The organism is Amycolatopsis pretoriensis (genome assembly GCF_900107925.1).
GTDB lineage: Bacteria > Actinomycetota > Actinomycetes > Mycobacteriales > Pseudonocardiaceae > Amycolatopsis > Amycolatopsis pretoriensis.
In genome coordinates, this window is the sequence record NZ_FNUJ01000003.1 from 665,159 (window position 1) to 685,477 (window position 20,319).

Consider the following 20,319-nt stretch of genomic DNA (forward strand, 5'->3'; position numbering starts at 1 on the left):
TGGCGCGGGTCATGATGTCCGGGTGTTGCTGAGCGAGTTGGTCCGGGCGTCCGCCGAGCTGGCGGCGACGAGGTCCAGGAAGGCGAAGATCGCCCTCCTGGCCGGAGTGCTGCGCGCCGCCGAAGTCGGCGAGCTGCCCGTGGTGATCGCGTACCTGACCGGGCAGACGGCGCAGGACCGGCTGGGTGCGGGCTGGCGCACCCTGGCCGGGCTGGGTGCCGGTGCGGTCCCGGACCCCGTCGTCACGGTGGCCGAGGTGGACACCGCGCTCACCGCGGCGGCCGGCGTCGCGGCGGGCACGGGCTCCGCGACGCGGCGGCAGGAAGTCCTGCGGGCGTTGTTCGAGCGGCTCACGAAGGACGAGCAGCAGTTCATGTTCCGGCTGGTCACCGGCGAGCTGCGGCAGGGTGCGCTGGAAGGCGTGATGGTCGACGCGGTCGCGGCGGCGGCCGAGGTACCGGCCGAGGACGTGCGGCGGGCGTTCATGCTGTCCGGGAAGCTGGGCGTCACCGGGGTCGCCGCGATCACCGGCGGGCAGGCCGCGCTGGCGGAGTTCCGGCTCACGCTGGGCACGCCGATCAAGCCGATGCTGGCGTCACCGGCGGAGTCGCTCGACGAGGCCGTGGCCGAGCACGCCGAGGCGATCGTCGAGTACAAGATGGACGGTGCGCGGATCCAGGTGCACCGGCAGGGCGACGAGGTGCACGTCTGGACGCGGACGCTGCGCGAGATCACCGGGAGCGTCCAGGAGCTGGTCGAGCTCGTGCGGGCGCTGCCGTGCGAATCGGTGGTGCTGGACGGCGAAACGCTCGCCCTGACCGACGCGGGGCGGCCGCGGCCGTTCCAGGACACGATGAGCCGGTTCGGCAGCACGCGCGAGGAGCAGGTCAAGGCGTTGCTGCTGCGGCCGTACTTCTTCGACTGCCTGCACCTCGACGGCGTCGACCTGCTGGACGCGCCGCTGTCCGAACGCAACGCGGCGTTGCGCAAGGTCGCCGGGGCGCACGTGATCCCCGGCGAGGTCGGCGTGGCGGGGGCGGCCGCGGTCCTGGAGGCGGCGATGGAAGCCGGGCACGAAGGGGTGATGGTCAAGGACCTGGCGTCGCCGTACGCGGCCGGACGGCGCGGGCGGGCGTGGCTGAAGGTCAAGCCGGTGCACACGATCGACCTGGTGGTGCTCGCGGCCGAGTGGGGCCACGGGCGGCGCACGGGCACGCTGTCGAACCTGCACCTGGGCGCCCGCGACCCGGACGGCGGCCCGCCGATCATGGTCGGCAAGACGTTCAAGGGCATGACCGACGAGATCCTCGCGTGGCAGACGAGGACGTTCCAGGAGATCGAGACCCACCGCGACGACTGGACGGTGTACGTACGGCCGGAGGTGGTGGTCGAGATCGAGCTGGACAGCGCCCAGGTTTCGACGCGCTATCCCGGTGGCCTGGCGCTGCGGTTCGCGCGGGTCGTCCGCTACCGCCCGGACAAGGACCCGGCGGACGCGGACACGATCGACACGGTCCGCGGCCTGCTGCACGGCGACCGGTCGGAAGGGAGCTGACGACGAAAGTAGCGATCACGACATCTCGCGCGTTGACGGTGCTTTCCTCGTAAAAGGAAAGACGAAAGTCGATGTTGCCTTCTCCCGGTCCTGAGCAGAGTGGCTGACGGAGTTTCCTTCGGCCGTGGGAGAAAGCATGAGATTGCGCGCTGTGTCCGGCTTGCTCGCGAGCACCACCCTGCTCGTGACCGCGTTCGCGGCGCCCGCCGGTGCGACGCCGGTACCGAGCACGCCGAACGCCGGGCACCAGCCGTCGAAGCACCACTTCTCGGCGGCCGCGCAGTCGTTCGTCGGCGCCGACACCGTGCAGAAGCGCGTCGCCAAGCTGGAGGCGGCGATGGCGTCGCTGCCGAAGGAAAGCACCGCGTACAACGCGACGAAGCTGTGGAACGCCGGCATCACCGGCGCGGGCAGCACCGTCACGACGCTGGTGTCCTTCGGCGACGACCAGGTCAAGCAGGTGCTCGACACCTACTCGAAGAACCACGGCCTGCCGCCGGCGAACGTCGAGGTCATCGAGCCGTCCGGCGCGGTGCCCGCGTGCACCGACCCCGGCGTCGACACCGCGACCTGCCAGGGCTGGGGCGGCGAGACCGACCTCGACGTCACGATGATGCACGCCATGGCACCGAACGCGAAGATCATCGTCGCGGCGACGCCGGTCGCGGAGACGCAGGGTTTCACCGGCCTGCCCGAGATGATGCACGCGGTCGACTACCTGACCGAGCACAAGCTGACCGACGTCATCTCGATGAGCTTCGGGACCACGGAAGAGAACTTCCCGTCGTTCGACTCGATCAAGACGCTCGACCCGGCGCTCGATCGCGCGAGCAAGGCGGGCATCACGATGGTCGCGTCCTCGGGTGACGACGGCCCGACCGGCGGGTACCTCTACGGCCCGGGCAACTACCCGTACCGCGTCGCGAGCTGGCCGGCGTCCGACCCGCGCGTCACGACGCTGGGCGGCACGCAGCTGCACCTCGACGCGAACGGCGCCCGCACCAAGGCCGACGACGTCGTGAACGTCGCCGACAACGGCTTCTCCGAAGGCGCCGGGCTGTCGAAGACCTACGCGCGGCCGAACTGGCAGGACGGCGTCAAGAAGATCACCGGCAGCAAGATGCGGTCGTTCCCGGACATCAGCATGGAAGGCGTCTACGGGACTTCGCAGTCCGCGCCGCTGTTCGCCGGCGTGCTCGCGCTCGCGGTGCAGGCCAAGCACGGCAAGCTCGGCCAGATCAACCCGGCGCTGTACACGAAGCTCGGCCCGCAGGGCACGAAGGCGGGCATCGTCGACGTGACCGAAGGCGACAACAGCCAGGACGGCGTCACCGGCTTCACCGCGGCGAAGGGTTTCGACATCGCCAGCGGCTGGGGCACGGTCGACGCGTCGGTGTTCGTCCCCGCACTGGTGAAGGCGCTGCGCTGACCAGTTAACCGGAAACGGTGACATTCGGTTTTTTCGACGCGAACAAATGTCAGGATTTTTACCGACAGGACGAAGATCCGGTCACCGCTACGATGCTGCTCCCTGAAGACCCGCTCAGTCCCCGAGCGGTCATGGAGGAGCACAAGTGGCAAGCAAAGAAGAGATGAAAGCGGCGATCCACGCCGCCTTCGACGGGGCTGTCGCCGACGGGCCCGGCTACACCAAGGTGTACGGCGCGGAAATCAAGCAAAAGAACTTCATCGTTTTCCGCACCACCACCGTCAGCAATTTCGCGATCGGTTTCCGGCCGGGCTCGACCGACCTCGTGATCGTCCCGCTCGCCGAAAAGAGCGGGACGATCACGGCGGGCACCCCGCTGACGATCACCGACGCGAACCGCGCTTCGGTCAAGAAGCGCGACCTGCAAGGCCGGTTCGTCATCAAGACGACGGACGGGCAGAGCTTCAGGCTCAGCATCATCCCCTCCGTGCCGAAGCTGCTCGCGGCCAGCTACCAGCTGCCCGTCGACCAGAAGGCCGAGTACGAGGCGTTCACCACCCTTCGGGACGCTCTCACCACGGCTTGAGGTTTCGCGCGCCCCGGTGCCGGACAGCGCCGGGGCGCCCCCGATCGAAGTTGCGCCGGGCCGGCCGTCCACAGTGGAGCTAAGCTCCGGAAATGCGCAGCGAGACGCTCACCCGGGCCTGGTTCGCGGTCACCGCCGTGGTCGCGTTGACCGGCCTCGTCAGCCAGGTCGTCGCCACCGCGTCCGATCCGGACGGTCGCCTCGCGAACCTGCTCTGCTTCTTCACCATCGACTCGAACCTGCTGGTCGCCATCACTTCGGCACTGGTCGCGCTCGGCGTCGCCCGCGGCCGGCTGTTCACCGTCCTCTGGCTCGACGCGCTCGTCGGCATCATCGTGACCGGCATCGTCTACCAGGTCGCTCTCGCCGGCCTGTACGAGCTGCACGGCCTCCCGCTGTTCTCCGACACCATGCTGCACAAGGTCACGCCGATCCTGTTCGTGCTCGGCTGGCTCCTCGCGGCGCCACGCGGCGTGCTGACCTGGTCCACCGTCTGGTGGTCGCTGCTCTACCCGCTGGCCTGGCTCGCCTTCACGCTGCCGCGCGGCGCGCTCACCGGCTTCTACCCGTACCCGTTCGTCGACGCCGGCGCGCTCGGCTACGGCCGGGTCGCGCTCAACTGCGTCTTCATCGGGCTGTTCTTCACCGCGCTCGCCGCCGGCGCGTTCCTCTACGACCGCCGGCTCACGCCCGCACCCGGCGGAACGCGTTGAGCCCGTCGCTCAACCCGGCCTGGACCAGCGTCGGCAGCGCGCCGCGCCGGTCGGCCGGCTTGCCCGCCGCGATCCGGTGCATCTGGCGGGTGTGCCACTGGATCTCGAGGAGGCTGTCGGCCAGCCGGATGCCGGTCTTCGGGCAGCGCCGTTCCGCTCGGACGTCTTCGCCGCCGAGCAGCCGCGCCGGCAGCCCCGGGTCGACGATCAGCGGCCGCCCGAGCCCGACGACGTCCAGCGCACCCGAACGCAGTGCCTCCTCCATCCCGTCCCGCGTCGCGAAGCCGCCGGTGACCATCAACGCGACGTCGGACACCGAACGCGCCTTCGCCGCGTAGTCCAGGAAGTACGCTTCGCGCGCCTGAGTGCTCGCCCGTCCGGAGCCCATCATCGCAGCCTTCTCGTACGTGCCACCGGAAACTTCCAGCAGGTCGACACCGGATTCGCCGAGTTCGCGCACGACCTCCAGGGACTCCTCCTCGGTGAAGCCGCCGCGCTGGAAGTCCGCGCTGTTCAGCTTCACCGCCACCGGAACGTCGTCGCCCACCGCCGACCGCACCCGCCGCACGACCTCCAGCAGGAACCGGCGCCGGCGCACCGCGTCCCCACCCCACGCGTCCGTACGCAGGTTCGTCAGCGGCGACAGGAACTGGGAAACGAGGTAGCCGTGGGCGCCGTGGATCTGGACGCCGTGGAAGCCCGCGTCGACGAACGTCCGCGCCGCAACGGCGAAGCGTTCGATGATCGCTTCGATCTCTTCGCCGGTCAACGCGCGCGGAGCGGCGAAGGCGGTGCGGATACCCCGGCTGCCGAAGGCCACGGCGGACGGCGCCACCGGCTCGCGCGAGAGGTACCGCGGGCTCTGCCGGCCGGGGTGGTTGAGCTGCACCCACAGCCGCGTGTCGGTGCCGTCGACCGCGCGCGCCCAGGCGCGGAAGCCGGCCGGGTCCGCGGAAGCCGTCACGTTGCGCGGCTCGCCGAGCGCGGCCGGGTCGACCATGACGTTGCCCGTGACGAGCGTCCCGGCGCCGCCGCGGGCCCAGGTGCGGTACAGCTCGTGCAGTTCGCGCGTCGGGGCGTTGCGCCGGTCGCCGAGCTGCTCGCTCAGAGCCGACTTGGCCAGGCGGTTCGGCAGCACGGCGCCGCAGCGCAGCTTCAGCGGTTCGGCCAGGAGCGTCATCGCGTCCCCTCTCGAACTTACTCGAAGTAAGGTGACGCGAGAGTAGCATACCGTCGGTATGTCATCTACCCGCCGAATGACCGTTAGGGTCGCCCCATGACGGCGATCGTGCAGAACCTGGTGACGTCCGGAACCTTCCAGCTCGACGGGGGCAGCTGGGACGTCGACAACAACGTGTGGATCGTGGGCGACGACACGGCGGTGATCGTGATCGACGCGGCCCACGACGCGAAGGCGATCGAAAACGTCATCGGCGACCGGAAACTGGCCGCGATCGTCTGCACCCACGCGCACAACGACCACGTCAACGCCGCCCCGGAGCTCGCCGCGGCCACCGGCGCGCCGATCCTGCTGCACCCCGACGACCGCGTCCTGTGGGACCAGACCCACCCGGACCGCGCGCCCGACGGCGAGCTGAAGGACGGCCAGACGATCACGATCGCGGGCACGGCGCTGCGGGTCGTCCACACACCGGGACACGCGCCCGGCGCCGTGTGCCTGTACGCCGAAGAGCTGGGGGTCGTGTTCACCGGCGACACGCTGTTCCACGGCGGCCCCGGCGCCACCGGACGGTCCTATTCGGACTACCCGACCATCGTGAAGTCCATCCGCGAGAAGCTGTTCACGCTCCCGGAGGCGACGAAAGTCCACACGGGCCACGGCGAAGGCACGACGCTCGGCGCGGAGAAGACGGCTTCGGGCGGCTGGGACGCGGCTTAGGAAAAGGCGGCACTTTCACGTGAAAGTGCCGCTCAGGCGGTGTGCTTCCGGGCGACGAGGGCGAACGCCTCGATCGCCCGGTCCAGCTCGACCACGGCGTCCCGGACGGCCGTCGGCAACACGACCCGGGTGAACTCGCCCCCGTCGTCCGGCTCGTGCCGCACGTGGTGCAGGTCCATGTCCTTCCGCCGCACCTCCCTGGCCGCCTCCACAAGCTCGTCCGGCCCGCTCATCACCAGGAGCCCCAGCAGGGACCGCATCTCCGCCCGCACCGTGTAGTACTCGTCTTCGTAGCCCGTGACCCGCTCGGCGTCCGCGCCCTGGCGGTGGCTGACGTTGATGCTGACCAGGTGCTGGCGCGCCCGGGCGGCGGCTTCGATGTACTTGCCACAGCGGTCGGCCCGGTCCTGACGCAATTTCGCGCGCCTCGCCGCGTTCAGCTTCCACGGCTCGAGCAGCGCCCCCAGCGTCACGCCGATCAGCGACGCGACCGCGGCGATGACCGCGGCGCCGAGCGCCGTCAGCACGTCAGCCTTGGTGCGCTCGGCGACACCCGTACGCGCTGCTTCGCCTCCGCGACCAGCGCGAGCGCCCACTGCTGCAGGCCGGCGACGTCGATGCCGTGTGACGGCTCGCTCCGGAACGGCTCGATGTTCGCCGCCCCGCGTTCCAGCAGGGACACCGCGCCGACGTTGTTGCCGCGCGCCGCGTGCGTCAGCCCCACCGCCAGCTGGGCCAGGCCGCGCCACAATTCGCGGTCGGGGCCGTCGGTCGTCTTCCACGCGTCCTCGAAGACCTCGTGCGCGTGGAACGGCTTGCCGTCGTCGAGCAGCCGTTGCGCCTCCGCAAGCGTTTGCGCCGGCGTTCTCTCGATGCCTTCGGGCTGGCGCTCGACGCCGTCGGCGCCGTACGGCAGCGGGCGGCCGAGACCGTCACGCGGCCGTGCGTTGCGTGCGCGTCCCTCGGTGTCCCGGTCGCGGCGGCTCATGCCCTCGATCCTGCCACGGGCCCGCCGGGTAGTCTGGTGACTCGTGCGTTTCCTCGACGGCCACCGGCCCGCCCACGACCTGACCTACGACGACGTGTTCCTGCTGCCGAACCGTTCGGACGTGGAGTCCCGCTTCGACGTCGACCTCGCCACCGCGGACGGCACCGGCGCCACCATCCCGATCGTCGTCGCCAACATGACCGCGGTCGCCGGCCGGCGGATGGCCGAGACCGTCGCCCGCCGCGGTGGGCTGGTGGTGCTCCCCCAAGATGTGGACAGCACCGCCGTCGCGGAAATCGTCGGCTGGGTGAAGAGCCGGCACACGGTGTGGGACACGCCGCTGGTGCTGACCGGCGGTGACGCCGTCGCCGACGCGCTCAACCTGGTGCACAAGCGCGCCCACGGCGCTGTCGTGGTCGTCGACGGCGAAGGCCGCCCGGTCGGCATCGTCGACGAAGCGGCCTGCGCGGGTGTCGACCGCTTCGCGCGCCTCGCCGACGTCGCGCAGCCCGCGGCCGTCGCGGTGCCGCTGACCACGCCGTCGCGCGAAGTCTTCGAGCAGCTGCACAGCCACGGCGCTTCGCTCGCGCTGGGTCTCGACGCCGAAGGCCGCCTCGCGGGCGTGCTGACCGCCGTCGGCGCGCTGCGCGCGGACATCTACACCCCGGCCGTCGACGACGCCGGCAAGCTGCGCGTCGCCGCCGCGGTCGGTGTCAACGGCGACGTCGCGGCGAAAGCCGAAGCCGTGCTCGCCTCCGGCGTCGACGTGCTGGTCGTCGACACCGCGCACGGTCACCAGGAGAAGATGATCGCCGCGCTGAAGGCCGTCCGGTCGGTGTCGCCGAAGGTCCCGGTGGTCGCCGGGAACGTCGTCACCGCGGAAGGCACGCGCGACCTGATCCAGGCCGGCGCCGACGTCGTCAAGGTCGGGGTCGGGCCGGGCGCGATGTGCACGACCCGGATGATGACCGGCGTGGGCCGGCCGCAGTTCTCCGCGGTCGCCGAGTGCGCGGCCGCCGCGCGTGAGCTGGGCAAGCACGTCTGGGCCGACGGCGGCGTGCGGCACCCGCGGGACGTCGCGCTGGCGCTGGCCGCGGGGGCGTCCGCGGCGATGGTCGGCTCGTGGTTCGCCGGTACCTACGAATCGCCCGGTGACCTGCGGTTCGACGAGCAGGGCCGACCGTACAAGGAGTCGTTCGGGATGGCGTCGAAGCGCGCGGTGGGCGCGCGGACGCGGACGGACAACGTCTTCGACCGCGCCCGCAAGGCGTTGTTCGAGGAGGGCATCTCGTCGTCGCGGATGGCGCTCGACCCGCAGCGCCCGGGCGTCGAGGACCTGCTGGACTCGATCGGCTCCGGCGTCCGTTCTTCCTGCACTTACGCGGGCGCGCGCACCCTGGAGGAGTTCCACGAGCGCGCGCTGCTGGGCGTCCAGTCGGCAGCGGGCTTCGCGGAAGGCCGCCCGCTCCCCTCGGGCTGGTAGAACGCCGTGAATGGCACATTGAGGGACTAAGTGTCCCTCAATGTGCCATTCACGGACTTGGGTCTAGCCGTGGTCCTCCAGCATTTCGGTGACCAGCGCCGCGATCGGCGAACGCTCCGAGCGGGTGAGGGTCACGTGCGCGAACAGCGGGTGGCCCTTCAGCTTCTCGATCACCGCCGAGACGCCGTCGTGCCGGCCGACGCGCAGGTTGTCGCGCTGGGCGACGTCGTGCGTGAGCACCACCCGGGACGCCGTGCCGAGCCGCGAGAGCACCGTCAGCAGGACGTTCCGTTCCAGTGACTGCGCCTCGTCGACGATGACGAACGTGTCGTGCAGCGAGCGGCCGCGGATGTGGGTCAGCGGGAGCACCTCGAGCATGCCGCGGTCGAAGACCTCGTCGAGGACCTCCTGGCTGACCAGCGCGCCGAGCGTGTCGAACACCGCCTGCGCCCACGGCTGCATCTTCTCGCTCTCGGACCCGGGCAGGTAGCCGAGGTCCTGGCCGCCGACCGCGTAAACCGGCCGGAACACCACGACCTTGCGGTGCTGACGGCGTTCCATCACCGCCTCGAGGCCGGCGCACAGCGCGAGGGCCGACTTGCCGGTGCCGGCCCGTCCGCCCAGCGAGACGATGCCGACGTCGGAGTCGAGCAGCAGGTCGAGCGCGACGCGCTGCTCGGCGCTGCGGCCGTGCAGGCCGAACGCCTCGCGGTCGCCCCGCACCAGCCGGATGCGCTTGTCCGCCGTGATCCGCCCCAGCGCGCTGGAGCTGCCCGCGAGCAGCCGCAGCCCGGTGTGGCAGGGCAGCTCGGCGAGCTCGTCCATGCCGTACTCGACCGGGTCGACGGTGCTGCCGCCGAACAGCGCGTCCAGCACTTCCTGCTGGACGTCGACGTCCGCCATGCCGGTCCAGCCGGACGGCGTCACCTCCTGCGCGCGGTACTCGTCCGCCTCGAGACCGACGGCCCCGGCCTTGACCCGCAGCGGGATGTCCTTCGTCACCAGGGTGACCGCCGGGAACTCCGCCGCCAGGTTGAGCGCGCAGGCGAGGATCCGGTGGTCGTTGGAGTCGGTGCGGAACCCGGACGGGAGCACCGACGGGTCCGAGTGGTTCAGCTCCACCTGCAGCGTGCCGCCGTGGTCCCCGATGGGGAGTGGCGCGTCGAGCCTGCCGTACTGCCGGCGCAGGTCGTCGAGCATGCGCAGGGATTCCCGGGCGAACCAGCCGAGCTCCGGGTGGTGGCGCTTCGCCTCCAGTTCACTGATGACGACCAGCGGAAGCACGACAGCGTGCTCGGCGAACCGAGTGACCGCCCACGGGTCCGACAAGAGGACCGACGTGTCGAGCACGTACATGTGCTGCTGGGATTCGGGCGAGGTCGAGGCTTTCTCCGGGCCAGGAACGGCACCGGTCGAAGAGTGGCCAGAGGCCTTACGGGGCAAACGCTGCGCAGTCACGACGGCATCTCCCTCGAGGGCGTGTGCACCTCACGCCCGCACTCGCTGGGCCGGGCACCTCCCTGGCTGGACCACTCCTCCTGACCTCCTGCGTCAGGTGGCGCGGCCACGAGGGCCGGGTGCCGGCCCCCTCGTGCGTCTCGCGGACGGCTGCGCCGCCCCCTCGATCACCGTCACGACCAGGGCCTCCCGCGAGGACCCGCACGGAACGCGTGCCCTCTCCTCGGAAGGTACCTACGAATGAGGGATCGCGCAGGGAGCCAACACGGTGATTCGCCAGATCGTCACCTCACTGTCGGTCGTCCGACATCGACGTGCCGTGACGACTACTCTTCGTGTGCGACGTCCCGATCGGTGCACCCCCGTCGGAATGATCTTGGAGAAATTGCTGACCCGTCGTATTCACAAGATCGATTGCCGCGCTTTTACCACGTCCGGTAGCGTGGCGCATTTTGCGCCGCCAAGAGAGAACCGGTCCGAGTGAAAGCGCCTGCTGCAGGCTCACACAATGGGCGTACAACCCGGACGAGACGCCAGTTCGACAGGTAATTTTCTGACTGCGGGACACACCACCGGACCCCCGGTGCCCCAATTCCAACAGTTCTACTTAGGAGTGTGCGAAGTGCTGAAGAAGGCTGGTTTCGTCGCGGCCACCGCTGCGGGACTCATGATGATCGGCAGCACCGCGTTCGCCGCGACGGGCGACACGACGGGCACCCCGGACCCGACGTTCGGCGACGCCTACGCCACGTTCATCGAGGGCGGCGGCGCCCTGGGCTACGGCGCGGCCTCCCTGGTCGCGGGTGCCTACACCGGCATCGCCACGACGCCGGCGCTGATCCTCCACTCGCTGGAGCACCACCACCACTGAGTGTGGCTTGCGAAGGGGCCCCGGAGTTCGCTCCGGGGCCCCTTCGGCGTCTTATGAGCCGAACCGGCGGTGACGCCAGGCGTAGTCGCGCATCGCGCGCAGGAAGTCGACGCGGCGGAATGCGGGCCAATACGCTTCGGTGAACCAGAATTCCGAATGCGCGGACTGCCACAGCAGGAATCCGGAAAGCCGTTGTTCACCGGAAGTGCGGATAATGAGGTCAGGATCCGGCTGTCCCGACGTGTAGAGGTGCTCGGAGATGTGGTCGACGTCGAGGATCTTCGCGAGTTCGTGAATGGTCCGGCCCTCGTCGGCGTGCTGGAGCAGCAGCTTGCGCACGGCGTCCGCGATTTCCTGGCGCCCGCCGTAACCGACGGCGACGTTGACCTCCATCCCGGTCCGCCCCTCGGTGCGCGCGGCGGCTTCGCTGAGTCGCTTGGCGACGTCGCTGGGTAGCAGGTCCAGGGCCCCGACGATCCGCAGCTGCCAGCTCTTGCCGGGCGCGGCCAGCTCGTCGGTGACGTCGGTGATGATCTTCAGCAGCGGCGTGAGCTCGTCCGGGTCGCGGTTGAGGTTGTCGGTCGAGAGCAGCCACATGGTGACGACCTCGACCTCGGCCTCCTGGCACCAGCTGAGGAAGTCCGCGATCTTCTTCGCGCCGGCCCGATGGCCGTCCGCTACGTCCGAAAAGCCGGCTTCGCGAGCCCAGCGGCGGTTACCGTCGAGCATGATCGCGATGTGCCGGGGATGGCGGCCGGCGGCTTGCTGGATGAGGCGTCGGCCATAGACGCTGTAGACGACGTCGGACAAGAAGGAACGCACGCTCACGTCGAGGCAGCCTACGCACCCGGTGTGAGGCGCGTGACTCGACCGCTGCCGGCGAACCTACGGTCCCGTAACCTGGAAGGGTGAGCGTGACGACGGAACCACCCGAGCCCGTAGTGGACCTCCGCCCGCGGTTGCGAGGCCACATCCACTTCTGGACGTTCTTCGGTGCCTTGGCCGCGGCGGCGGCGCTGATCTCTTTGGCGGCGTCCACTGTGTCGCCTCTCGCGACGTTGGCGACGTCGGTTTACGGGTTGACGGTCCTTGGGCTGTTCGGGGTCAGTGCCCTGTACCACCGGCGGTTTTGGAGCCCGCGGGCTTACAAGTGGATGAAGCGTGCTGACCACTCGATGATTTTTCTTTTCATCGCGGGGACTTATACGCCGTTCACCTTGTTGGCCATGTCTCAGCCGACCGGGTATGTGATCTTGTCGATCGTTTGGGGTGGGGCTGTTCTTGGGGTTGCTCTCAAGATGCTTTGGCCTCATGCTCCGCGGTGGGTTGGGGTGCCGATCTACATCGCCTTGGGGTGGGTGGCGGTTTTCGTCTTCCCTGAGCTTTTGAACCATGCCGGGGTTGCGGCCTTGGTGCTGCTTTGCGTGGGTGGGTTGTTCTACACCCTTGGTGCTGTGTTTTATGCCGTGAAGTGGCCTAATCACTTCCCGGATACCTTTGGGTATCACGAATACTTTCATGCCTGTACTGTTTTGGCTGCCGTTTCGCATTACATTGCCATCTGGCTTGCCATGTACGCTTGATCTGGCATGCCCCTTCATCCCGATCTCTTTATTGTGACTACGGCCGGCGGCACCGCGTCAAGGCGGGACAGCGTGCCTTGACCCGGCGTCGCCGGCCGTGTTCTGGCTTGGGATCGGGATGCAGGGGCGGGTCTGGATACGGGGTGGTCCTCTTTTGATGCCGGCTGCCTGTTTGGCTGCTGGCTCCCGCCCTTTGTGCTGTCGGCTGCCGGTTTGGCTGCTGGCTCCTGCCTTCTGCGCTGTCGGCTGCCGGGTTGGCCTGTGGCTCCCGCCTTTGCGCTGTCGGCTTCCAGCTTGGCCTGTGGCTCCCGCCGTTTTCGCCGTCGGCTGGCGGTTTTCCTTTGGCTCCTGCTCAGCCGAACATGCCCGGCTGGTACTCGCCTGCCGGGTTGCGGGCGATTACGTTCAGCCTGTTCCACGTGTTGATCTCGGCCACCAAGCACACCAGCGCGCCGATCTGCTCCTCGTCGTAGTGCTTGCGGACCTGCTCCCACGTCTCGTCGCTCACTCCCGCGTGGTTGTCCGCCAGGCGCGTTCCCTCCTCGGCCAGTGCCAATGCCGCGCGCTCTGCCTCCGTGAACACCACCGCTTCGCGCCACGCCGCCACCATTGCCAAGCGGACCGCCGTCTCGCCCGCTGCTGCCGCGTCCTTCGTGTGCATGTCCAGGCACATTCCGCAGCCGTTGATCTGGCTCGCGCGGATCTTCACCAGCTCCTGCGTCGCCTTCGGGAGGGATGACTCCTCGATCGGCCTCGATGCCGCGATCAGGCGCTTGAAGAACTTGCTCGTGACCTCGTTCTCGAACATGTTGAACCGCGGTTCCATGACCGTTCCCTTCGTCGGTGTCACACCCTTGACGACGTGCGCGCCGGCGTTGTGACAGCTTCACGAGTGGCGCCGGTCACATGCACACCTTCGCGCCATCACCCACCCTCTTGATCACCGCTTACACACACCCTTCGACCTGCGGAAACTCACCCGACCTCGCCAGCGGGCCGCTTCTCAAACCACCACTTTCCGGGGTCACCCACGGGAACACCACGACGGTTGCCGTGATCAGCGGGGCGTCCCACCGTGGCTCCTACAAGCACCGACGCGCGAAAGGAGCAGCACCGCGATGGCCAAGACCATGCAGCCCCAGGAGCTCATCGACAGTGCCGTGGTCGACCCGGCCGGGAACAAGCTCGGGAAGGTCGGCAACGTCTACCTCGCCGACGCCACGCACCAACCCGAGTGGATCACCGTCAAGACCGGCCTGTTCGGCACCAAGGAGAGCTTCGTCCCGCTCTCCGGCGCCCACACCGACAAGGATGGCGTGCACGTCCAGGTCGACAAGGACGCCGTCTCGGACGCGCCGCGCATCGATGCCGATGGGCACCTCTCGCCCGAGGAAAGCACCCAGCTCTACCAGCACTACGGCCTGCCCGTGCCGCGGACGTCGCCGGATGGCCGGATGGGTGACCGGACCCAGGGCCGGGACCCCGCCATGGGTGGCCGCGGCCGGGCCGGGATGGACGCCGGGACCCGGGGGAAGGCCGACAAGGACGCCATGACGCGGTCCGAGGAACGGCTGAACGTCGGCACCGAGCAGGTCGAGACCGGGCACGTGCGGCTGCGCAAGTACGTCGTCACCGAAGAGCAGCAGGTCACCGTCCCCGTGCGGCACGAAGAAGTGCGCATCGAACGTGAGCCGATCAAGGACGGGCAGCGCGGGGCCGAAATCGGTGAGGCCGAACAGGACGTCGTCCTGCACGCCGAGAAACCCGTCGTGAGCAAGGAGAGCGTGCCGGTCGAACGGGCTCGGCTGCGCAAGGAGACGGTGACCGACGAACAGACGGTCTCCGGCAAGGTCCGCAAGGAACAGTTCGAAGTGACCGATGACGAGGGCAAGAAGCACCGCCGGTCCTGACGAACGCGCGGGGGTGGCCGGTTCCCGACACCGGCCACCCCTTCGTCATGCCCGCAGCATCGGCGCCGCCAGGAACTGCTCCGGGATGGCGAACGCGTCCACCAGCGCCCGCGCGTGGGGACGCAGCTGGGCGCACAGGCTGTTCACCGCCGCCGTCACGGCCTTGCCGCGCGACGCCGTCAAGCGGCCGTGGCCCAGGAACCAGGCCAGGTCCTCCTCTATCGCTGATAGAGCGTAGAGGTCGCAAACCCTCTCCAGCAGTGATCGGGCGTCCGGGTCCTCGCAGCGCTCGACCGCCGCCGCGAACGCCTCCAGCACCAGCCGCTCCATGTGGACGCGGCCCGCGCGCAGCACGTGGTCCTGCGCCGCGTTGAACACCCCGAACGGGTCCTCGGCCGCCTTGCGCAGGCGCTTCGCCACTCCCTCGACCACGTGTTCCTCGCGGTCTTCGAACAGCTTCAGCTGCCACTCGCGGCGGAAGAAGACGTCCGAATCGGACCCTTCGGTGAGCGACTCGAGCGCCTTGCGCACCGACGTCCGCTCCAGGATCGCGCCGACCACCTGGTCGGTGAAGAACCGGGCCGTGGCCAGCGGCGAGAGGTCCTGGAAGTCCTGCTTGTAGCTGGTCAGCAGGCCCTTCGCGACCAGCTGCAGCAGCACCGTGTTGTCGCCTTCGAACGTCGTGAAGACGTCCGTGTCGGCCTTCAGGCCCGGGAGGATGTTCTCCGCGAGGTAGCCCGCGCCGCCGCAGGCTTCGCGCGCCGCCTGGATCGTGGCCGTCGCGTGCCACGTGTTGAGCGCCTTCAACCCGGCCGCGCGCGACTCCAGCTCGCGCTGCTCCTCCTCCGGCGCCGACGAGTCGATGTCGTGCAGCTTCGACACCAGCTCTTCCTGCGCGAAGTGCAACGCGTACGTCTTCGCCAGCGCCGGCAGCAGCTTCCGCTGGTGCCCGAGGTAGTCGAGGATGACGACCTCGTCGCCGTCCGGCGTCAGGAACTGGCGGCGCTGCTCGCCGTAGCGGATCGCCAGGGCCAGCCCGCGTTTCGTCGCGCTCCCCGCGCTGCCGCCGACGCTCACCCGGCCGCGGATCAGCGTGCCCAGCATCGTGAAGAACCGGCGGCTGTCGCTCTCGATCGGGCTGGAGTACGTCCCGTCCTCGGCGACGTCGCCGAAGCGGTTCAGCAATGCCTCGCGGGGAACCCGGACGTTGTCGAAGCTCAACCGTCCGTTGTCGACACCGTTCAGGCCCGCCTTCGGGCCGCAGTCCTCGATGGACACTCCCGGCACCGGTGCGCCGGACTCGTCCCGGATCGGCACCATGAACGCGTGCACACCCCGGGATTCCCCGCCGGTGACCAGCTGCGCGAACACCACCGCCATCCGGCCGTCGCGGGCGGCGTTGCCGATGTATTCCTTCTGCGCCATGGTATCCGGGGTGTGCACGACGAACCCGCCGTCGGCGAAGGTCGCCGTGGTGCGCAGGTGCTGGACGTCGGAACCGTGGCCGTGCTCGGTCATCGCGAAGCAGCCGAGCAGGCCCAGGTCCATGATGTCGCGCAGGTACCGCTCGTGGTGGCGCTCGGTGCCGAGCAGCTGGACGGCGCCGCCGAACAGTCCCCATTGGACACCGGCCTTCACCATCAGCGACAGGTCGCCGTAGCCGAGCAGCTCGAACGACGTCACCGAGCCGCCGACGTCACCGCCGCCGCCGTACGCCGGGTCGAAACCCAGGCCGGGCCGGTCGGTTTCGGCGAGCGCGCGCAGCTGGTCGAGCACCTGGGCGCGGTGCGCTTCGACGCCGAGGTCCACCGGGTCCCGGAACTCCGCGCCGGCCATCTGCGCGCGGACGCCGCGGCGCAGCTCGGCCCAGCGGCCGTCGAGGACGGTGGTCAGCGCGTCCGGATCCACCTTCGAGGGCACTTCGGGAACGTCCACGGCTACCTCCGGAAAGGACTGACGGCAGGCTTCCTACTCGTTGGTAGTAAGCCTGCCGCAGCCGCGCCGATCGCGCAGGGTCAGATCGGCTTGCCGTTCACCATCACATCGGTGAACTTGGCGTTGTCCACGTACTTCAGCGTGTTCGACGTGTCCGACACTCCCTCAAACGTGGAGTTCGCCACGGTGAACCCGTGCACGTGGGCGTTCGAAAGCCCGCTGACGTCGAACGTCTTGCCCGCGATCTTCGTGCTCGCGCAGTCGCTGATCGTGAACGGCCCGAAGGACGGGACGTGGTCGCCGGTCTGGCTGTTGTACGTCGACGTCACGAACACGAAGTTCCGCGCGAAGGTGCCGCTGACGCTGTCGAGGTTGATGTTCTCCGAGAACCCGCCACGCAGCGTGTTCGACTTAACGTACAGCGCGAACTTCGTGTCACCCTGCACGGTGAGCCGGTACGCGTAGACGTTGCGGATCCCGCCGGTCTGCTCGCTGCCGCAGGTGATCGCGCCCCAGTTGCCGTTCATCACGCAGTTCACGACGACGAGGTTCTGGCACGGGACGTTCACCCGCCGCCCGTCGGCGTCACGGCCGGACTTGATCGCGATGTTGTCGTCGTGCGCGCCCAGCGCGCAGTTCGCGATGACGACGTGGTCGCACGACTCGGGGTCGCAGCCGTCGGTGTTGGAGTGCGCGGTGCTGGGGTCGGTGCTGACGCCGTCGACGGTGACGTTGCGGCACAACGTCGGGTGCAGCTGCCAGAACATGGAGTTCTTCAGCGTGACGCCCTGGATCAGCACGTTCTCGCAGGCGTACGGCTCGACGAACGCCGAACGCATGGTGTGCCCGGACCCCGGCACGATCCGCTTCTCCGGCGCGGTTCCCTTGGCCACCAGCGTTTCCAGGTACGCGCGGTCGCTGCCCTTGTTCCACGACGACGTCGCGGCGGCGTCGAGGGTGCCGCTGCCAGTGAGGCCGATGTTCTTCTCCCCGTGGGCGTAGATCATCGGCGACCGGTTGACGCACTCGATGCCTTCGTACCGCGTCAGCACGTTCGGGAACTTCGAGGCGTCCCCGCTGAACTTGAGCACCGCACCCTTTTCGAGGTGGAGGTCGACGTTGCTCTTCAAGCGGATCGCGCCGGTGAGGAAAGTACCGCTCGGCACGACCACGTGGCCGCCGCCGGCCGCGGTGCACGCGGCGATCGCCTTGCCGATCGCCGCGGTGTTGTCGGTCTTGCCGTCGTTCTTCGCGCCGTAACCGGTGATCGGGAAGCTCCGGTCCGGGAACACCGGGATCGTGGTGGCCGCGACGATGTCGTTCGCGGCCGGCCACGGGAGCTCCGGAACGTCGACGCGGTACCGGTGCGAGAGCGGGATCGCCGGTACGAGGGAGACCGCCAGTGTGCCCTTGATCAGCTGCCGCCGGGTGAACCTGCCGTCCATGGACGCCTTCCTTCACGGGAAAGACCGGGTGCGACGGCGGAACCACGGCACGGACCGTGGGCACGAGGAACTCTAGGCGTGAACGCGGGTGCGGGTCCAGGCTTGCGCGGCCGGCGAAAGTGCTGTCATGATCGGATCATGACGACTCGAAAGGGCGTGCGCGCCCTCGCGCGTTGAGCGCCTCGCGACGGCAAGGCCGTCGCTTCCCCGGACCCGCGCTGTGGTCCCGAGCCCTCGAAATCCGCGATGACTGGCTGAGCTGCGCGCTGAGCACCGAGCCGGCGGACCGGCCGGCCGCGGAAACGGCGATCAGCCGGCTCTACGAACTGGCCGGCGCGGCACCGCCGACGTTCTCGTGGGTCGGTTCCCCGGCCGCCGCGGCCGAGCTGGTGTCGCCGGGGCAAGCGCTTTCCCTGGACGGCGAACAGCCGGTGGAAGCGCGGTTGGCGACGTGTGTCCGCTCCCTTCGGCAGCGGCTCGACCAGCGGACCGGCAGCCGGCGCGACTGGTACCGGCCGCCGCCGGACCCCGTGCGCGTCCCGCTCCGGGCGTTGCTGAACAACGGGTTGGGCCCGGCGTTGCAGCGGTCGATCCGGGATTCCGTCGCCGGGGCCCTGCGGGGTGCGCTGCCGGTGCGGAGCGGCTTGCACTGGTACGGCCAGCAGGAAGCCCACTGGATCGCGTTGTACGACCTCCACCGCCGCGTCGACGGCGTCGAGTTCGGTCCGGAAGACGTTCACGAACTGGATCTGTGGGCCACGCTCGCGCGGTCGTGCGGGTGGTGGTGGCCGCGCGAAGGCCGGTGCGTCGTCGCCGAACGGCCGCTCGTCGTGCGCACCGAGCGCGTGGACGACGACTACGGCGGGGTCCGCCCGCACCACGCGAACGGCCCCGCGGTGGCGTTCCCCGACGGCTGGACCGTGCACGCGTGGCACGGGACGCGGGTGCCGTCCTGGGTGATCGACGGGCCGACGGCCGAGCTGATCACGGCGGAGCGCAACGTCGAAGTGCGCCGGTGCGCGATCGAGCGGATCGGCTGGCCGGCGTTCGTCGAAGAGGCGGGGCTCGACCTGCTCGGCCGCGCCGCCGACCCCGGCAACCCCGGGTGCGAACTGCGGCTGTACCGCGGTTCGGCCCAGCCGTGGCGCGCTCCGGCCCGCCTGCTGCTGGTGGTCAACGGCTCCGTCGAACGCGACGGCACGCGTCGCCGCTACGGGTTGCGCGTGCCCGCCGAAATCGACCATCCCCTCGACGCGGCCGGCTGGACGTACGGGCTCACCGGAGCCCAGTACGCGCGGCTGGTGCGTCGGACTTGAAACCTTTGAGGTGATTCCCATGCATTTGGCGGAACTGCTCGACCGGACCGGCCTCGACGTCCTGGCCCACCTGGACCGGCAGGTCGACGTCCCGGTGATCGACGGCTTGCAGGCCCAAGGCGACCTGATCGTCGTCCCGGAGGCGATGGCCGACGGGGTGCGCGGCCGCGCCGGCTGGCACCCCCTGCCCGCGGAGGGCGCGGAACTCGTCCGAGGTGGTGACGGGACCAACCCGCACACGCTGGTGGGTTCCTGTCAGCTGACGGTCCAGGTCGCCGATCCCGAGTGGCTCGCGGTCGCGATGCTGCACAACACCGTGCCGGTGTACCTGGTGCACCCGGAGCACGGGGCGACGGGCATCGCGCCGGGACGCTGGGTCGTCCGGCGGCAGCGGGAGGCCGGCGCCTTCCGGAAGGCCGGCGCGCTCTGGTACGAGGGCGGGTCGGTGCTGGTAGCGGACTGACCGCGGGCTCGCGGGGTGCCACCGAGGGGGCGGCACCCCGCGAATCCGGCCGTCGTCAGGCCAGGTCGGGGCCCTTCGAGCGCAGGTCGTCGACCTTGCTCATCGCTTCCCTCAGGTCGCCCAGCCAGCTGTCGGCGTGCTCGCCGACCAGACGGACCGCCCAGGCCAGCGCGTCCGAGCGGGACCGGGCCACGCCCGCGTCCACCAGCGTGTCCAGCACCAAGCGCTCCGGCTGACGAAGCCGGGTCATCACCGGTGCCGAATGCGTCGTGAACAGCGCCTTCGTACCGCCCAGCTTCGCGCCCCACGCCACCTTGCGCTGGTAGCGGTGCTCCGCCTGCCTCGCGATCTCGATGCGCTCGTCGCGCGTCTCCTCGCGGTAGCGGCTGATGCGGCCCTCTTCGGCCGCCGCGCGGGCCGCGTCGTCCGCGTACTCCTCCGTCAGCGCCGGGAGCTCGCCCACCACGATGATCTCTTCGCGGTCGACCGTCACCTCCGGGGCTCCGGTGAACCAGCCGTCGGGCAGGCGCCCGCCGAACCAGGCCGCCGCGTCGTCCGCCGGGGGCACTTCGGCCTGCTGCCAGCCCCGGCCGCCCTTCCAGCCTCGTCCCATGTTCGCCACCTCCGCGATTACATGATTACAACGCTACCGACGCTACGCCGAATACAGCTGGAACAGCAGGT

Annotated in this window: 20 protein-coding genes; 11 read left to right on the forward strand and 9 right to left on the reverse strand. The window is 69.6% G+C overall.

The window, feature by feature from the left end; genetic code table 11:
- The first annotated feature begins 22 nt into the window (after positions 1–22).
- From BLV96_RS15610 to BLV96_RS15625, 4 genes are all read left to right on the forward strand, one after another.
- Positions 23–1,555 (forward strand): ATP-dependent DNA ligase, encoded by a 1,533-nt coding sequence (locus BLV96_RS15610; RefSeq protein WP_091389200.1) that lies wholly within the window; start codon positions 23–25, stop codon positions 1,553–1,555.
- Positions 1,556–1,691: 136 nt separating this feature from the next.
- Positions 1,692–2,984, forward strand: a complete 1,293-nt coding sequence (locus tag BLV96_RS15615; protein WP_244180236.1) for a S53 family peptidase — start codon at positions 1,692–1,694, stop codon at positions 2,982–2,984.
- Between the two features lie 145 nt (positions 2,985–3,129).
- Positions 3,130–3,570, forward strand: a complete 441-nt coding sequence (locus tag BLV96_RS15620; RefSeq protein WP_086683817.1) for a hypothetical protein — start codon at positions 3,130–3,132, stop codon at positions 3,568–3,570.
- Between the two features lie 92 nt (positions 3,571–3,662).
- Positions 3,663–4,283: a Pr6Pr family membrane protein gene (locus tag BLV96_RS15625; RefSeq protein WP_086683820.1), complete on the forward strand. Its 621-nt coding sequence runs from the start codon at positions 3,663–3,665 to the stop codon at positions 4,281–4,283.
- On the opposite strand, the gene BLV96_RS15630 is transcribed toward BLV96_RS15625, so the two are convergent.
- Positions 4,255–5,463: an NADH:flavin oxidoreductase/NADH oxidase family protein gene (locus BLV96_RS15630; RefSeq protein WP_086683823.1), complete on the reverse strand. Its 1,209-nt coding sequence runs from the start codon at positions 5,461–5,463 to the stop codon at positions 4,255–4,257. The two genes, BLV96_RS15625 and BLV96_RS15630, sit on opposite strands and share 29 nt — an antisense overlap.
- 96 nt (positions 5,464–5,559) lie before the next feature.
- Here BLV96_RS15630 and BLV96_RS15635 point away from each other — a divergent pair, with 96 nt between their 5' ends.
- A complete protein-coding gene (locus tag BLV96_RS15635) occupies positions 5,560–6,183 on the forward strand; it encodes an MBL fold metallo-hydrolase (RefSeq protein WP_086683826.1) in 624 nt (207 codons plus the stop codon).
- Positions 6,184–6,215: 32 nt separating this feature from the next.
- On the opposite strand, the gene BLV96_RS15640 is transcribed toward BLV96_RS15635, so the two are convergent.
- Positions 6,216–6,710, reverse strand: a complete 495-nt coding sequence (locus tag BLV96_RS15640; protein ID WP_086683829.1) for a hypothetical protein — start codon at positions 6,708–6,710, stop codon at positions 6,216–6,218.
- Complete coding sequence (locus BLV96_RS15645; RefSeq protein ID WP_086683832.1) at positions 6,704–7,171, reverse strand: DUF309 domain-containing protein; 468 nt, start codon at positions 7,169–7,171, stop codon at positions 6,704–6,706. Before BLV96_RS15645 ends, BLV96_RS15640 begins: the two co-directional genes overlap by 7 nt.
- 43 nt (positions 7,172–7,214) lie before the next feature.
- On the opposite strand from BLV96_RS15645, the gene guaB1 reads away from it, so the two are divergent.
- Positions 7,215–8,654, forward strand: coding sequence for a GMP reductase (gene guaB1 / locus BLV96_RS15650; RefSeq protein WP_086683835.1), 1,440 nt, complete (start codon positions 7,215–7,217; stop codon positions 8,652–8,654).
- A 63-nt stretch (positions 8,655–8,717) separates the two neighbouring features.
- Here guaB1 and phoH2 read toward each other — a convergent pair whose 3' ends face one another.
- Positions 8,718–10,010 (reverse strand): RNA 5'-3' helicase PhoH2, encoded by a 1,293-nt coding sequence (phoH2, locus tag BLV96_RS15655; RefSeq protein ID WP_086683838.1) that lies wholly within the window; start codon positions 10,008–10,010, stop codon positions 8,718–8,720.
- A 724-nt stretch (positions 10,011–10,734) separates the two neighbouring features.
- Here phoH2 and BLV96_RS15660 point away from each other — a divergent pair.
- A complete protein-coding gene (locus tag BLV96_RS15660) occupies positions 10,735–10,983 on the forward strand; it encodes a hypothetical protein (RefSeq protein ID WP_086683841.1) in 249 nt (82 codons plus the stop codon).
- Between the two features lie 51 nt (positions 10,984–11,034).
- Here the strand turns inward: BLV96_RS15660 and BLV96_RS15665 are convergent, their stop codons facing one another.
- Entirely contained in the window at positions 11,035–11,811 is a 777-nt protein-coding gene (locus BLV96_RS15665) for an isoprenyl transferase (RefSeq protein ID WP_167379616.1), read from the reverse strand.
- Positions 11,812–11,924: 113 nt separating this feature from the next.
- On the opposite strand from BLV96_RS15665, the gene trhA reads away from it, so the two are divergent.
- On the forward strand, positions 11,925–12,566 hold the full coding sequence (trhA, locus tag BLV96_RS15670) for a PAQR family membrane homeostasis protein TrhA (protein ID WP_086683845.1): 642 nt from the start codon (positions 11,925–11,927) through the stop codon (positions 12,564–12,566).
- A gap of 352 nt (positions 12,567–12,918) precedes the next feature.
- Here the strand turns inward: trhA and BLV96_RS15675 are convergent, their stop codons facing one another.
- Positions 12,919–13,392: a carboxymuconolactone decarboxylase family protein gene (locus BLV96_RS15675; RefSeq protein WP_086683848.1), complete on the reverse strand. Its 474-nt coding sequence runs from the start codon at positions 13,390–13,392 to the stop codon at positions 12,919–12,921.
- Between the two features lie 292 nt (positions 13,393–13,684).
- Here BLV96_RS15675 and BLV96_RS15680 point away from each other — a divergent pair, with 292 nt between their 5' ends.
- Entirely contained in the window at positions 13,685–14,476 is a 792-nt protein-coding gene (locus BLV96_RS15680; protein WP_086683851.1) for a DUF2382 domain-containing protein, read from the forward strand.
- Between the two features lie 45 nt (positions 14,477–14,521).
- Here BLV96_RS15680 and BLV96_RS15685 read toward each other — a convergent pair whose 3' ends face one another.
- Both BLV96_RS15685 and BLV96_RS15690 read right to left on the reverse strand, forming a co-directional pair.
- Positions 14,522–16,411: an acyl-CoA dehydrogenase family protein gene (locus tag BLV96_RS15685; protein ID WP_086683854.1), complete on the reverse strand. Its 1,890-nt coding sequence runs from the start codon at positions 16,409–16,411 to the stop codon at positions 14,522–14,524.
- A gap of 80 nt (positions 16,412–16,491) precedes the next feature.
- Positions 16,492–17,856 (reverse strand): glycoside hydrolase family 28 protein, encoded by a 1,365-nt coding sequence (locus tag BLV96_RS15690; protein ID WP_086683857.1) that lies wholly within the window; start codon positions 17,854–17,856, stop codon positions 16,492–16,494.
- Positions 17,857–18,029: 173 nt separating this feature from the next.
- Here BLV96_RS15690 and BLV96_RS15695 point away from each other — a divergent pair, with 173 nt between their 5' ends.
- Both BLV96_RS15695 and BLV96_RS15700 read left to right on the forward strand, forming a co-directional pair.
- The gene (locus tag BLV96_RS15695; protein WP_244180238.1) at positions 18,030–19,172 is read left to right on the forward strand and encodes a DUF6745 domain-containing protein; all 1,143 of its coding nucleotides are present in this window, start codon (positions 18,030–18,032) and stop codon (positions 19,170–19,172) included.
- A gap of 19 nt (positions 19,173–19,191) precedes the next feature.
- The gene (locus BLV96_RS15700; RefSeq protein ID WP_086683859.1) at positions 19,192–19,635 is read left to right on the forward strand and encodes a hypothetical protein; all 444 of its coding nucleotides are present in this window, start codon (positions 19,192–19,194) and stop codon (positions 19,633–19,635) included.
- Positions 19,636–19,690: 55 nt separating this feature from the next.
- Here BLV96_RS15700 and BLV96_RS15705 read toward each other — a convergent pair whose 3' ends face one another.
- A complete protein-coding gene (locus tag BLV96_RS15705; protein ID WP_086683862.1) occupies positions 19,691–20,248 on the reverse strand; it encodes a hypothetical protein in 558 nt (185 codons plus the stop codon).
- Positions 20,249–20,319 lie beyond the last annotated feature (71 nt).